Here is a 13,882-nt window from a genome sequence, read left to right on the forward strand (position 1 = left end):
TAAGGGAACGGCGGGTAGAATGCGGGTCTCCCTACTGACGCTGTTGCCGTTTTTTTCGTCACTCAGTGGCGCCGCACGGCATATGCGCGGCCCGCTTTTTAGGGTATTCTGAGCCCGTTTTTTTCTATCCGCAGGATCCTGACATGAAAGTAGCTCCTCTGAGCGTGGTTACGCTGGAATACACAGTCACCGACGAGCACGGTGAAGTCATCGACAGCACTGTCGGCAAAGAGCCGCTGGTCTATCTGCACGGCACCCGTTACCTGGTCTCAGGCCTGGAAGCCGAGCTGGAAGGTCGCGCGGTAGGTGAAGCCTTCGAAGTGACTCTGGCACCGAGCCAGGCCTACGGCGAATATGACGAGACACTGGTACAAGAAGTACCGGGCGAGCTGTTCGACGGCATGGAAGTCTCCGAAGGGGATACTTTTGTGGCTGAAACCGACGATGGTCACCGTCCTGTGACCGTGGTTGAAGTGTCCGAAGAGTTCGTCAAGGTGGATGGCAACCATCCGCTGGCTGGCGTGACTCTGGGCTTCAAGGTCGAGATCAAGGACGTGCGTGCCGCCACTGCCGAAGAGCTGGCTCACGGCCACGTTCACGGTGCCGGTGGTTGCGGTCACGATCACGGTCATGACCACGATCACGGCGGCTGCTGTGGCGGTCATGGTCACGACCATGATGAGGATCACGGCCAGGGCGGTTGCTGCGGCGGTGCTGGCCACGGTCACGATCATGGCCACGACCACGGTGATGACCATGGTCACGGCGGCTGCTGCGGTGGCGGCGGTTGTGGTGGCAAGGGCCATCACCACTGATCACGGCCACGCCGATGATAAAAAACCCGCGATTATCGCGGGTTTTTTATTAGCTGACAGCTGTGCCAAGCCATGTTGCCTGACCAGAGATAGTGCCGGATCAGTAGTGCGGCGGCGGGGTCTCTTCGGCCATGCTGGCAATCTGGCTGGGCTGTACGCTTTGCAGTTTGTCGATCAGCAGCTGGATCTGGTATTTGAGCCGATCGAGTTCACGGCCCTGGGTGGTTACCTCGTCGTTGAGCTGCTCTATGGTGTACTCCGCATAGGCGAGACGGGTTTCCAGGGTTTCGATGCGATCGTTAAGTTGCTGACTCATGGGCCTTCGGGTCCTTACTTGATTGTCCAGATTTCGGCCAGACCACTGGAGCTGGCACTGACAAGGTGGCTATTGTCGCGCAAAGCGACGCCGTAGACCACTGCGCTGGGCGGTTTCACCTTGGGTTGCGGCGAGACGCGCCAGCTCTGCAGCAGGGCACCATCGCTCACTTGCCACAGGGAGAGCTGACGGGAAGGGGCGCCGGTGATGAGCCACTTGCCATCGTTGGCAAAGCGGGCGCTGGTGTAGACCTCGAAGCGGTGATCATATTGCAGCTGACTCACCTCTTTGCCGGTTTTCAGATCCCAGATGCTGGCCCGGCTGCTGTCGGCGGTGAAGGCGTAGCGGCCGCTCGGCTCCAGTCTGGCCATGATCACCCGGCCACCATGGTTGAACCGCCAGATCACCTGCCCGCTACGGGTATCCCACAGATAGGCGCTGTAGTCGTTGCCGCCGGTCAGGGCGTAGCGACCGTTGGCGGAGAGATCCACCGTATTGACCTGTTCTGTGTGCCCGAGAAACTGCAGGCGACGACCGCTTCGGGTATCGAGCCACTCGGCCTTGCCATCTTCCCGACCTATCAGCACATAACGACCGTCGGCAGAGAGCGCGATATCCCTCAGCCTGGATTCAGGAAGTGAGTAGTAGCCTTGTGATTGCCCGTCGTTCAGCCGCCAGGTAGCAAAGGTGTCTGGGGTGGCGGTGACGGCATGGCTGTTGCCTTCGGAAAAGCGGGTAATGAATACCAGATCTTCCGCCGAGTCGGATTGCTTCCAGCGCCAGCGTTGACGGTTATGTTCCAGATCCCAGACGATGATGCCCTGGCTGATGCTGGAGACGATGGCCTGCTTGCCATCACTGGAGAGATCTGCGGTCAGCAGACCCGTGCTGGCGAGGGTCATTTGCTGGTTGGGTTGGGAGCTCTGCTCGCAACCGGTGAGCATTAAACAGAGGCTCACCAGATAAATGGCACTTTTTATCATTTTTGCGGTCTCACGCTTTTGTTACCTGCGATCACGGCGTTAGTATAAGGCGCTTATCACGATAAACCTCTCATTTCACGATGGAACCGAGAGCGGTATTTGGAGTTTGGAGAAACTGATGAACAAATTTCTGAAGGTGTCCCTGTTGGCGGCGGCGGTTGCCGTCGGTCTGACTGCTTGCCAAAAAGACGAGAAGCCTGCTGCGGCCAATACCGCCGAAGTGAAGGCAGAAGCCAGCAAGCCGGCAGAGGCGACCAAGGCCGAAGCCAAGAGCTTTGAAGAGCAATCTGGCTACGCAATTGGCCTCTCCATGGGTCGTTACATCGCCAATACCCTGGAGCGTCAGCAGGAACTGGGCATCAAACTGGACAACGCCGTGATCCTGAAAGGGGTGACCGACGGTCTGGGCAAAGAAGCCAAGATGACTGATGAAGAGATCCAGAAGGTACTGCAGGATTACGATGCCAAGATCAACGAGCTGACCAAGGCCAAGGCCGAGAAAGACGCCGTTGAGAATCTGAAGAAGGGTGAAGAGTTCCTGGCTGCAAACGCCAAGAAAGAGGGTGTGAAGAGCACTGAATCCGGCCTGCAATACGTGGTCGAGAAGATGGGCACTGGTGCCAAGCCGAAATCTACCGACATCGTCAAGGTGCACTACACCGGTACCCTGACCGACGGCACCAAGTTCGACAGCTCCGTCGATCGCGGCGAGCCGGCTACCTTCCCGCTCAACCAGGTTATCCCGGGTTGGACTGAAGGCGTACAGCTGATGCCGGTTGGCTCCAAGTTCAAGTTCTTCCTGCCGTCCAAGCTGGCCTATGGCGAGCACGGTGCAGGCTCCATCCCGGCGAACGCCGTGCTGGTGTTTGACGTTGAGCTGCTGGCTATCGAGAAGCCGACTGCTGATGACGCCAAGAAGTAATCCCTTCTTGTAGTTAAAAACGGCTCCTTAAGGAGCCGTTTTTACTTGTGTATTCCCTGCAATCGCGGGATAACAGAGTTGTCTTGGCGTTGGGTTTGCGCGCGAAAATAAGGCAAAATAGATCGCAGAATCAAATACAAGGATGAGTCCAGTGGCTGAAAATAAATCGCGTGTCCTACTGGTGGAAGATACCCGTAGTCTGGCGGTGGTCTATGAACAGTACCTGCGCCAGGAGGGGTATGAGGTGGTGCTGGCCGACTGTGGTCAACAAGCGTTGGCGCAGTTGCTGGCAAGTCCTCCCCCCGTGGTGCTGCTGGATCTGGAGCTGCCGGATATGTCCGGTATGGATATTCTGCAAATGATCACCGAACAGCAATTGCCCTGCTCGGTGGTGGTGATCACCGCCCACGGCTCGGTGGATGTGGCGGTGGAGGCGATGCGCCTCGGTGCCTTCGATTTTCTGACCAAGCCGTTTGACAGCAAGCGGCTCTGCGCCACCGTCCGCAATGCCTTGAAACACCAGCAGTTGAGCTCGCTGGTTGCCCACTATCGGGAGAACTTCGAGCGCTGCTCCTTCTTCGGTTTTATCGGTGCCTCCATGGCGATGCAGGCGGTCTATCGCATCATCGAGAGCGCGGCGCCCAGCAAGGCGACCGTCTTTATCACTGGCGAGAGCGGCACCGGCAAAGAGGTGTGTGCCGAGGCGATTCACCAGTGCAGTCCCCGCAGCGAGCAGCCCTTTATTGCCCTCAACTGCGCCGCCATTCCCCACGATTTGATGGAGAGCGAGATCTTCGGTCATGTGAAGGGCTCTTTTACTGGCGCCCAGGGGGATCGCAAGGGGGCAGCCAGTCTGGCTGATGGCGGTACCCTGTTTCTCGACGAGATCTGCGAGATGGACCTGGAGCTGCAGAGTAAGTTGCTGCGCTTTATTCAGACCGGCACAGTGCAGCGAGTCGGCAGTGGCAAGCTCGAGACGGTGGATGTCCGCTTTATCTGCGCCACCAACCGGGATCCGCTGGTCGAGGTAAAAGCGGGCCGTTTTCGCGAGGATCTCTACTATCGGCTCCACGTCATTCCCCTCACCCTGCCGCCGCTGCGGGAGCGGGGCGAGGATATCCTGCTGCTGGCGCGTACCCTGCTGCAGAGCTACGCCAAGGAGGAGAACAAACGCTTCAAGGATTTCGATGTCGAGGCGGCGCGAGTGCTGCTCGACTACCCTTGGCCTGGCAACGTACGCGAGCTGCAAAACGTGGTGCGCAATATCGTGGTGCTCAACGACAAGGAGCTGGTGAGCCCGGATATTCTGCCGCCACCGCTCAATGGGGTTCGCCCCCAACTGCCGGCTGCGATTGCGGCAGCGGTGGCATCGGCTCCGGCCGCCACCGGCGTGGCCAACGGGCCAATTCGTCCGCTCTGGCTGGTGGAGAAAGAGGTGATCGAACAGGCCATCGCCAGCTGTGACGGCAACATTCCCAAAGCGGCGGCCCTGCTCGAGATCAGCCCCTCCACCATTTACCGTAAAAAGCAGGGGTGGGAAGAGTCCAATCGGGCCTGAACCATCTTGCCAGCAGAAAGGGCGGCTAGCGTGCCGCCCTTGCTATTTTGGGGATCAGAGTTTGGCGAGGCGCTTGAGGCGGGTCAGCCGCTCCCCCTCGTTGGCGCTGAACCAGCGGTCCTGTGACAGCAGAAACCAGGCGCGGGAGAAGTATTCCGCGGCCAGCGGATCGTCCAGCACCAAGGCATTCTCCCCCAGCTCCTCGAACAGATAACCATCCTCAGGTTCGCCAGCCTCGGCCATATCGGCCTTGAGCTGGTGCAGCTCTGCCAGCGCCTGCTGGTGCTGACCCTGGGCCCGGGTCAGGCGAGCCAGACTCCAGCGGGCGATAAACGCCTTGGCCGGCTGGTTATGTTGCAGATGCCAGGCCAGGCACTTCTGTTGCTGGATTTTCGCCTCCTCGAAGCGGCCCAGTTCGAACAGGGTCCAGCCCTGATTGTTGTAAAGGGGGGCCAGCCAGCCGCGCACCTTCTCGTCACTGCTGCGTTCCGCCAGCTCCATCGCCAGTTGATGCCAGCGGCTCTGCTCTTCCAGCGGTGCGGCGATGGCGATCATGTGGGCGGCGTCGATAGCAAGATAGGTCTCCTTCTCCTTGAGCCCCCATTGCCAAGCTTGTTCAAACAGCGGTTTGGCACTGGCTTTGTCGCCCGCCGAGTTAAAGGTGCGGCCTCGCTCCAGCAGGGCCCGGATCCGTGCTCTGGGGGTTTGATCGGTGAGGCGAGGCTCTATCTCGTCGAGTTGCTGGTGGGCTTCGGCAAATTGGCGCTGCAGCGAATGGGTACGGGCAATTTGGGTCAGCAACTCCAGTTCGAGTTGCAGGTCGGCGGCGGCGCGCGCTTCGGGAAGAAGGGTATGAAAACGCAGGGCGCTGGCGGCGGGATCCTGATAATCCCACAGCGCCATGAAATCGGGCGGATTGTCCATCTGGCCTCCTTGCTGGTTATCCTGTCACCAAGATGCCTGCCGGCCATTATTTGTACAAGGGGCGCCCGTCACAGAGCGCCCCTTGAGTCATGTTAACGGCTGTGGCCAGTTGGTCAGTAGACCATGGCCAGGCTCATCAGCATCAGACCGAGGGCGGCAAAGGCCCCCTCCTTGATGGCGAGCCGTGGCACCAGCGCCTTGGGCAGGGCCGGAAACAGGCTCAGGGCAAAGCCAAGGCCCGGCATCAACCAGTGGAATGCCGGATCGCGCAGGGCGGGATCGGCGGCTCCATTGATGATGATCAGCAAAATAAACAGGGTGAAGGCCGGCAGGATAAACCAGCGTACCCCACCGGCGGCGACCGCCCGCAGCGGCGAAATGCGATAGAGCAGCATGGTCACAAGGAACAGAACAAAAGGGGCCAGCAGATAGAGCGGAGCGGGGTTCATAACATCTTTCCTGAAAACTGATCGTCAAAAAACCGGTTGTCCGGTGCAAGAGGCGCGGGATTTAACCACTCTTCGCAGGTAATCACCAGCAGCCCGGGCCCAGGCTGTGAAGAGGATCCCGGATAAAGGTTTGCTAGCGCGTCTTAGTGCGACCAGAACCAGGCTGCTGCAAATCCCAGCCAGCTCAACACCAGCAAGATCCAGGGAAGGAGATGCTGATGGCTTACTTCAACCAGTTCAAGCTGATCGTCTTGCACTTCGGTTTGGGGCGTGCCCTGTGGCTGCCTGGCTTTGGCCTGCCATTTTTTCTGGCGGCTTGCTTCGCGGGCCCGCGCCTTCATCTGCTTCTTGTATTCGTCGATGCCTTTCTGGATCCCTTGCGCAATAAGCTGGGTCTGCTCTTTGGTCTGCCCCGGCTTCTGGTTGGCACGGGCAATTTTCATCGCCTCCTGCTGGGTCTCGGGGGAAATCTTGTCGTACTTGGCCATCAACTCTCTCCTCGGGCATGGTTGGCTGGGGAGTATGCCATAAAGGGGCGTATACGTGGCGCCACCTTGATAACAAGGCGTTGCAAGTGAGTGACATCTCAACGAAAAACTCTAGAAATCAATAAGAAGCTCTATGTTGGGGTGAAGATCACAATTAACGGAATTTGTGAGTCATCGATGAAAAACGGTCATCTGTAGTTTGTTATATTGGCGCCCGACCGGCTGGATAAGGTCATTAAATAACAAAACAATCAAGGTGATATGGATATGAATAATAACTTCATCAAAGGCGGCGTGGCACTGGCCGTGCTTGCTGCACTGACTGGCTGTAATACCTCGAGCAATGACACCGTTGCACCCTGCACCGAAAATGTCTGCAAACTGACCATCCTGCACACCAACGATACCCACGGCCGTTTCTGGCACAACGCCGAAAATGAGTATGGTATGGCTGCCCAGAAGACTCTGGTCGAGCAGCTGCGTAGCGAGGCCAAGGCTGCTGGCAGCGAGGTGTTGGTGCTCTCCGGTGGTGACGTGAATACCGGGGTGCCGGAGTCCGATCTGCAGGATGCCGAGCCTGACTTCGTCGGCATGAACAGCATTCGCTACGATGCGATGGCGGTGGGCAACCATGAATTCGACAACCCCCTCAGCGTGCTGGAAAAGCAGCGTAAGTGGGCTCAGTTCCCCATGCTCTCGGCCAACATCTATGACAAGGCCAGCGGTAAACACTACTTTGACCCCTACAAGGTGTTCAAGCTGGAGAGCGGCCTCAAGGTCGCCGTGCTGGGGCTGACTACCGAGGATACCGCCCAGCTGGTGGATCCCAACAACGTGCAGACCCTGGAGTTCCGCGATCCGACCAGCGAGGCGGCCAAGCTGGGCAAACAGATCCGTGACAACAAGGAGGCCAATCTGGTCTTTGCCATCACCCACATGGGCCACTATGCCGATGGTCAGCACGGTAGCAACGCGCCGGGCGATGTAGAGATGGCTCGTGCGCTGCCGGCAGGGACTCTGGATGCCATCATTGGTGGTCACTCCCAGAATCCGGTCTGTATGGAACCGGGCACCACCAACAAGTACGCCAATTTCAAACCGGGTGATAACTGCCAGCCAGATCAGCAAAACGGTACCTGGATCATGCAGGCTCACGAGTGGGGCAAGTATGTGGGCCGCGCCCAGTTTGACTACCAGAATGGCAAGCTGACCCTGACCAGCTATGACCTGATCCCGGTCAACCTGATCAAGCGCAATGCCAAGGGCGAGGCGATCGATGCCAACGGTGCCGTGACCAAGGACCCGGCCAACATGGTGTTGATCCAGGATGAGATCACCAAGGACCCCGAGCTGTATAACACCCTGCTGGGTTATCAGGAGAAAGGTCAGCAAGAGCTGAATGTCGTCATTGGCTCGGTAGATGGCTTGCTGGTTGGTGATCGCAACTCGGTTCGCAACAAACAGACCAACCTGGGTCGTCTCATCACCACGGCGACCAGCAGCAAGCTGGGGGTCGACTTTGGTATCGTCAATTCAGGTGGTGTGCGTGACAGCATCCCGGCCGGTGATATCACCTACCGCAGCGTGCTGCTGGTGCACCCGTTTGGCAACACGGTCAACAAGGCGGCCATGAAGGGGAGTGATCTGGCGACCTATCTGGGCCAGGTGGCAACCAAGACCCGCAATACCGGTGGTTATGCCCAGTTTGGCGGTATCAACATGGCGGTGGATTGCCAAGCCAAGAGCGTCAATATCACCAGTATCGGTGGCAAGGCGTTTGATCCGGCAGCAACCTACAGCTTCGCGATCCCGAGCTTCAGCGCCTCCGGTGGTGACGGCTATCCGAAGATCGATACCATCAATGCCGGGTTGGTCGATGCTGCCGTGCTGAAAGAGTTCATCGAAATCAAGAAGACCATCAACGTGGCCGATTATCAGCCAGGCAATGAGGTGAGCTATCTGAACTCAACGTCTACCGAAGGGTGTAACTGATTCGTCAGCGGGGCGCATAGCCCCAGATGTGATCCGAAAGGGCAGCCGGTGGCTGCCCTTTGTCGTTGTTTGGGTGGCGGTTACAACTCTTCAATCATCAATGACGATAGCCATCGCCTGTATGAGGTGAGGGGATGAAATGAAAAGAGGCAGCCCGTGGGCCGCCTCTTGCGTAGTGACAATCTAAACCTTACAGCTGTTCGATACCGACGATATGCCAGGGGGCATTGTTCTTGGCCAGATCGCGCTCGAGGTGCCACACCTCTTTAATGTCTTCCTCGACCTGCTCCTGACGGTCCATGTAGCGGCCGCTGAAGCGCACGCTTACCTGAGCCCAGTCGCTGCCGTAGTCGGCGCGTACCAGCTGGGTATCGACGTACATCACTTCGGTGTGCTGGTCGCCAGTCAGTTCGGCGCGCTCGGCTTTGAGCTGTTCAAACAGCTCGGGGCTGACGTACTCGCGCACCTTTTCCAGATCGTTCTTGTTCCACGCCTCTTGCAGGGTGCGATAGTGATCGCGGGCACCGGCCAGGAAGCTGTTCATGTCAAAGCCTGGCGGCAGGCGGAACGGCACATCGCTGTCGGCAAAGCCGGTGGCTTGCGGTGCGCTGTTGCTCTGCTCAAACTGCTGCGGGGCCGTGGATTGCGGTGGCTGATAGCCCGCATAGGCTGCCTGTTGTGGCTGTGGCGTCGCGACCTTGCCCTTGCGCAGGGTACGGATCAGGAAGACGGCACCCAGCGCCAGCAGGGCGATCAGCAGGAAGTCCATTCCTTGCAGACCTTCAAAGGCACCGCTGCCCAGCAGGTAGGCAAACAGGCCGCCAGCCAGCAGGCCGCCCAGCAGGCCACCCATCATGCCGCTCTTTTTCGGCGGCGTCTGGGCATTCAGTGTCGGATTCTTGTTGTCGACCGGTTTGGCCGCAGGCTGGGCCGGCGCAGTTTTGTAACTTTTACCAAAGGATTTGCCGCCGCCAAATTTCTTGGCTTCGGCGTGAGGTGCCCCCAGGCCAATGGCCAGGATCACGGCAAACAGGGTCAGCATCTTTTTCATTTTGACTCTTTTCACTCTCGTCTGTGGGTGGGGCATGCTCCGCTTTGGCAAGCTCAGCAAGGCGCATGGCAGGCTGCCTGTCCCTAATTGTGTCGCAGCTTGTATTCATCAATATCACCTCTGGCATGAATTATTCATGAACGAGGTAGCCGCGATGCGGCGTCAAACAAGAGGAGTAAACCGGATGAAAAGCAGAAGATTGAGTCGCAAGGAGCGCAAAATGCGAAGCAAAATCAAAATGGTCAAGGTAGAGCAGACTCTGGTTTGGCCCTTTATGATGGTATGAGCCGCCAGATAGGGCTCGCCGTAGTTGGCTTTCTTTTGTAAAATTCCCGTCCCCTTCCCGCTGCGGTTTTTATGTGTATGGCAGAGCAAGTGACGGCGAAAAAAGACGCCAAGACACAACAGCTGAAAGTTCCTCCCCACTCTTTTGAGGCCGAACAGTCCGTACTGGGCGGCCTGATGCTGGATAATGATGCCTGGGATCGGGTTGCCGAACGGGTGATCGATCAGGATTTCTACAGCCGTCCGCACCGGTTGATCTTCCAGGCCATGACCCGCCTCTCCAACGCGGGCAACCCCATTGACCTCATCACCCTGCAGGAGGAGCTGGAACGCTCCGAACAGTTGGAAGAGGCGGGTGGCTTCGCCTATCTGGTGGAGATCGCCAAGAACACCCCGAGTGCCGCCAACATCAACGCCTACGCCGAAATCGTGCGCGAGCGGGCGGTGGTGCGGGAGATGATCTCGGTCGCCAACGAGATAGTCGAAGCGGGCTATGAGCCACAGGGCCGCACCTCCGGCGATCTGCTCGACCTGGCCGAGAGCAAGGTATTCAAAATTGCCGAGCAGCGCACCAGCGCCAACGAGGGGCCTCAGCCCCTGAAGCTGATCCTCGAGCAGACTGTCGACAAGATTGAAGAGCTGTTCAAGACCCCCCACAACGGGGTGACCGGGGTATCGAGCGGTTACAACGATCTCGACAAGATGACCGCCGGTTTGCAGCGTTCGGACTTGATCATCGTGGCGGCCCGTCCCTCCATGGGCAAGACCACCTTTGCCATGAATCTGTGCGAGCATGCGGCCCTCACGGCCGACAAGCCGGTGCTTATCTTCTCGCTGGAGATGCCCTCCGAGCAGATCATCATGCGTATGCTCGCCTCGGTCGGTCGCATCGATCAGACCAAGGTACGTACCGGTCAGCTCGATGACGAGGATTGGGCGCGCCTCTCCTCCACCATGGGATTGCTGCTGGAGAAGGGCAAGATGTATATCGATGACGCCTCCGGCCTCACTCCGACCGATGTGCGCTCCCGTGCCCGTCGGGTGGCACGCGAGCACGGTGGCCTATCCATGATCATGGTGGATTACCTGCAGCTGATGCGGGTGCCGGCGCTCTCCGATAACCGTACCCTGGAGATCGGCGAGATATCCCGCTCCCTCAAGGCGCTGGCGAAAGAGCTGCAGTGCCCGGTGGTGGCGCTCTCCCAGCTGAACCGAAGCCTGGAACAGCGGGCCGACAAGCGCCCGGTCAACTCGGACCTTCGTGAATCGGGCTCCATCGAGCAGGATGCGGATTTGATCATGTTTATCTATCGTGATGAGGTTTATCACGATGACAGCCCGGACAAGGGGATTGCCGAGATTATCATCGGCAAGCAGCGTAACGGCCCTATCGGAAGAGTGCGTCTAACCTTCCAGGGTCAGTTCTCCCGGTTTGACAACTATGCCGGTCCGGCGTTTGATGACGATTATTGATAAGTAACAATCATGGCAATCCAGTGGTCAGGATTGCCACCACCGCTCTGACCCGCTTGCCATTCACTGCAAAGCAGCCCGTCAGAGCCTGTTTTCCCGGTTCGACAATTATGCCGGTCCGGCCTTCGACGACGATAAGTGAGTGGCGGTCTTCGGCCCGATGAGGGGGAGACCATTTGTGCCCTCGTAAGGGAAAACCATGAAAGCGGCTACTGCCCAAATCAATACTGCGGCCTTGCGCCACAACCTCGCCGTGGTCAAGCGCCACGCCCCCGCTTGCAAGATCATCGCTGTGGTCAAGGCCAACGCCTATGGCCACGGACTGCTGCCGGTCGCCCGCACCCTGGTGGATGCGGATGCCTACGCGGTGGCCCGTATCGAAGAGGCGCTGATGCTACGCTCCTGCGCCGTGGTCAAGCCCATCGTGCTGCTGGAGGGCTTCTTCTCCGCCGATGATCTGCCGGTGCTGGCGGCCAACAACCTGCAGACGGCGGTTCACACCTGGGAGCAGCTCGAAGCGCTGGAGCAGGTCGAGCTGCCAGCGCCCGTGGTGGCCTGGCTCAAGCTCGACACCGGCATGCACCGCCTCGGGGTGCGTGCCGACGAGATGCCCGCCTTTATCGAACGACTCGGCAAGTGCAAGAACGTGGTGCAGCCGTTCAACATCATGACTCACTTCAGCCGATCCGATGAGCTGGAGCAGCCCACTACCCGCGAGCAGATTGACCTCTTCAGCCGTCTCACGGCACCGCTGGCGGGCGAGCGTGCCATGGCCAACTCGGCGGGCATTCTGGCCTGGCCGGACTCCCACTGCGACTGGGTGCGCCCCGGCGTCATCCTCTATGGCGTGTCGCCCTTCCCCAACACGGTGGCGGCCGATTACGACCTGCAGCCGGTGATGACCTTGAAGACCCAGCTGATTGCGGTGCGGGATCACAAGGCGGGCGAGCCGGTGGGCTATGGCGCCAACTGGGTGTCAGATCGCGATACTCGCCTTGGCGTGATCGCCATCGGCTACGGTGACGGCTATCCACGCATGGCCCCCAACGGCACTTCCGTGCTGGTCAACGGCCGCATCGTGCCGCTGGTGGGGCGTGTCTCCATGGATATGAGCACGGTCGATCTGGGGCCGGGCGCAACCGACAAGGCCGGTGACGAGGCGGTGCTATGGGGCGAGGGGCTGCCGGTAGAGCGGGTGGCCGACGAGATTGGCACCATCCCCTACGAGCTCATCACCAAACTCACCTCCCGCGTCTTTATGGAGTACGTCTGATGTGGCAGCAGTGCCTGCTGACTCTTAAGCCCCGTTCGCGGGGCTTTCATCTGGTGACGGACGAGCTGGTGGCCAAGCTGCCGATGCTGGCGGATTACCGGATTGGCATGGCGCACCTGCTGCTGCAACACACCTCCGCCTCGCTCACCCTCAACGAGAATTGCGATCCGAGTGTGCGCAGCGATATGGAGGCCCATCTGCATCGGCTGGCGCCGGAAGATGCCCCTTACTATCGCCACACCTATGAGGGGCCGGATGACATGCCCGCCCACATCAAATCCTCCCTGCTCGGGGTGAGCCTGCAACTGCCGATCCGCGATGGTCAGTTGGCGCTCGGCACCTGGCAGGGGATCTGGCTTGGCGAGCATCGCATCGATGGCGGTGCCCGCAAGGTGTTGGTGACCCTGCAGGGTGAGTAATCAGGCTGCAACCAGCCGAAAGATGACGATAAAAAGAGGGATGGCATTGAGCCATCCCTCTTTTGTTTTAACGGTTTCGCGAGCTATCCGCCTGCCAGTGGCGCGGTGCTCTGCGTGGCTCAGCCGACCTTGAAGGGGGTCAGCTCGGCCAGCGGGGCGGCGTCCATAAAGGCTTGCGGCTCCTGACCCTGTTTGAAGATCTTGAAGTCCTGCTCACGGGCGCTCCAGTACTCCAGACGCTCGCTGCCGTTTTCTCCGGTGATTTGCAGCAGGCTCGCTTCGCGCAGAGCCACCACATATTCGCTCGGGTTGATGGCGCAGAATTCGGCCAGACGCTCGTCGCGGGTCTCGCCCATGTGGCCGCTGATGCTGGCGTCCAGATAGTGCGGGTTGATCTGCAGCGGGAACAGGCCCAGCGCGGGCAGCACGGCGGCGCTGCAAACCGGCATATCGTTGGTGGTGCGGATGCTCGGGGTCGCCACGTTGCAACCGGCGCTCCAGCCCACATAGGGGACACCCCGCTCGCGCACGGCACGCTGGATCGGCACGATCAGGCTGTTTTCATGCAGCATCTGGTTGAGGCGCCAGGTGTTGCCGCCGCTGATAAAGATGGCGTCCGCCTGATTGATGGCATCGACCGGGTCATCGAAGTGGTGGATGCTGATGGCATCGACTCCCAGACTCTCCTGCAGCTCGTTGGCGCGGGCATCCCAGTCGCTGCGGATCACCGCGTAGGGGATGAGCAGAATGCGCTTGACCTGTTTGCGAGCCAGCAGGCTCTGAACCCGATCGCGGGCCCAGCCGAGCAGACCCGGAAATTCGTTGGCTTTACCGTTGCTAAGCAGAAGCAGTTCCATCAAATCGTTCCTCAAAAAGTGAAAGCGGAGGAGGGAGGGCCACCGGATCCGCCGTGCGGCCGGATGGCAAGAGGAGG

General features: G+C 59.2%; 14 protein-coding genes. 7 read left to right on the top strand and 7 right to left on the bottom strand.

Annotated elements, in window-relative coordinates:
* The first annotated feature begins 143 nt into the window (after positions 1–143).
* Positions 144–815: a peptidylprolyl isomerase gene (slyD, locus tag I6L35_RS10810; RefSeq protein ID WP_005348264.1), complete on the top strand. Its 672-nt coding sequence runs from the start codon at positions 144–146 to the stop codon at positions 813–815.
* Positions 816–915: 100 nt separating this feature from the next.
* On the opposite strand, the gene I6L35_RS10815 is transcribed toward slyD, so the two are convergent.
* Positions 916–1,131 carry a SlyX family protein gene (locus tag I6L35_RS10815; RefSeq protein WP_005335285.1) on the bottom strand — a complete coding sequence of 72 codons (216 nt, stop codon included), beginning with the start codon at positions 1,129–1,131 and terminating at the stop codon, positions 916–918.
* 14 nt (positions 1,132–1,145) lie between these two features.
* Positions 1,146–2,114, bottom strand: a complete 969-nt coding sequence (locus tag I6L35_RS10820; protein ID WP_216978128.1) for a hypothetical protein — start codon at positions 2,112–2,114, stop codon at positions 1,146–1,148.
* Between the two features lie 118 nt (positions 2,115–2,232).
* On the opposite strand from I6L35_RS10820, the gene fkpA reads away from it, so the two are divergent.
* Together fkpA and I6L35_RS10830 are read left to right on the top strand one after the other, a co-directional pair.
* A complete protein-coding gene (gene fkpA / locus I6L35_RS10825; RefSeq protein ID WP_005335283.1) occupies positions 2,233–3,036 on the top strand; it encodes an FKBP-type peptidyl-prolyl cis-trans isomerase in 804 nt (267 codons plus the stop codon).
* A 151-nt stretch (positions 3,037–3,187) separates the two neighbouring features.
* Entirely contained in the window at positions 3,188–4,594 is a 1,407-nt protein-coding gene (locus I6L35_RS10830; protein WP_216978129.1) for a sigma-54 dependent transcriptional regulator, read from the top strand.
* Positions 4,595–4,648: 54 nt separating this feature from the next.
* On the opposite strand, the gene I6L35_RS10835 is transcribed toward I6L35_RS10830, so the two are convergent.
* The 3 genes from I6L35_RS10835 to I6L35_RS10845 all read right to left on the bottom strand — a co-directional run bounded on the left by I6L35_RS10835 (position 4,649) and on the right by I6L35_RS10845 (position 6,455).
* Positions 4,649–5,518, bottom strand: a complete 870-nt coding sequence (locus I6L35_RS10835; protein WP_216978130.1) for a hypothetical protein — start codon at positions 5,516–5,518, stop codon at positions 4,649–4,651.
* Positions 5,519–5,631: 113 nt separating this feature from the next.
* Positions 5,632–5,967 carry a hypothetical protein gene (locus I6L35_RS10840; protein WP_005358483.1) on the bottom strand — a complete coding sequence of 112 codons (336 nt, stop codon included), beginning with the start codon at positions 5,965–5,967 and terminating at the stop codon, positions 5,632–5,634.
* A 143-nt stretch (positions 5,968–6,110) separates the two neighbouring features.
* On the bottom strand, positions 6,111–6,455 hold the full coding sequence (locus tag I6L35_RS10845) for a DUF2956 domain-containing protein (protein ID WP_158114151.1): 345 nt from the start codon (positions 6,453–6,455) through the stop codon (positions 6,111–6,113).
* A gap of 267 nt (positions 6,456–6,722) precedes the next feature.
* Between I6L35_RS10845 and ushA the strand changes: the two genes are divergently transcribed.
* Positions 6,723–8,447, top strand: coding sequence for a bifunctional UDP-sugar hydrolase/5'-nucleotidase UshA (gene ushA / locus I6L35_RS10850; protein ID WP_216978131.1), 1,725 nt, complete (start codon positions 6,723–6,725; stop codon positions 8,445–8,447).
* A 190-nt stretch (positions 8,448–8,637) separates the two neighbouring features.
* Here ushA and I6L35_RS10855 read toward each other — a convergent pair whose 3' ends face one another.
* Positions 8,638–9,498: a Tim44 domain-containing protein gene (locus tag I6L35_RS10855; RefSeq protein WP_110304330.1), complete on the bottom strand. Its 861-nt coding sequence runs from the start codon at positions 9,496–9,498 to the stop codon at positions 8,638–8,640.
* Positions 9,499–9,861: 363 nt separating this feature from the next.
* Here I6L35_RS10855 and dnaB point away from each other — a divergent pair, with 363 nt between their 5' ends.
* From dnaB to I6L35_RS10870, 3 genes are all read left to right on the top strand, one after another.
* Complete coding sequence (dnaB, locus tag I6L35_RS10860) at positions 9,862–11,256, top strand: replicative DNA helicase (protein WP_026035132.1); 1,395 nt, start codon at positions 9,862–9,864, stop codon at positions 11,254–11,256.
* A 199-nt stretch (positions 11,257–11,455) separates the two neighbouring features.
* Entirely contained in the window at positions 11,456–12,529 is a 1,074-nt protein-coding gene (gene alr, locus I6L35_RS10865; RefSeq protein ID WP_158114146.1) for an alanine racemase, read from the top strand.
* On the top strand, positions 12,529–12,948 hold the full coding sequence (locus tag I6L35_RS10870) for a secondary thiamine-phosphate synthase enzyme YjbQ (protein ID WP_042052785.1): 420 nt from the start codon (positions 12,529–12,531) through the stop codon (positions 12,946–12,948). The genes alr and I6L35_RS10870 overlap by 1 nt, the downstream gene beginning before the upstream one ends.
* Before the next feature lie 119 nt (positions 12,949–13,067).
* Here the strand turns inward: I6L35_RS10870 and pepE are convergent, their stop codons facing one another.
* Positions 13,068–13,805: a dipeptidase PepE gene (gene pepE / locus I6L35_RS10875; RefSeq protein ID WP_158114144.1), complete on the bottom strand. Its 738-nt coding sequence runs from the start codon at positions 13,803–13,805 to the stop codon at positions 13,068–13,070.
* Between the last annotated feature and the right edge of the window lie 77 nt (positions 13,806–13,882).

Origin of the sequence: Aeromonas sp. FDAARGOS 1405, from assembly GCF_019048265.1 — a bacterium.
In the GTDB taxonomy this organism is placed as follows: domain Bacteria; phylum Pseudomonadota; class Gammaproteobacteria; order Enterobacterales; family Aeromonadaceae; genus Aeromonas; species Aeromonas veronii_A.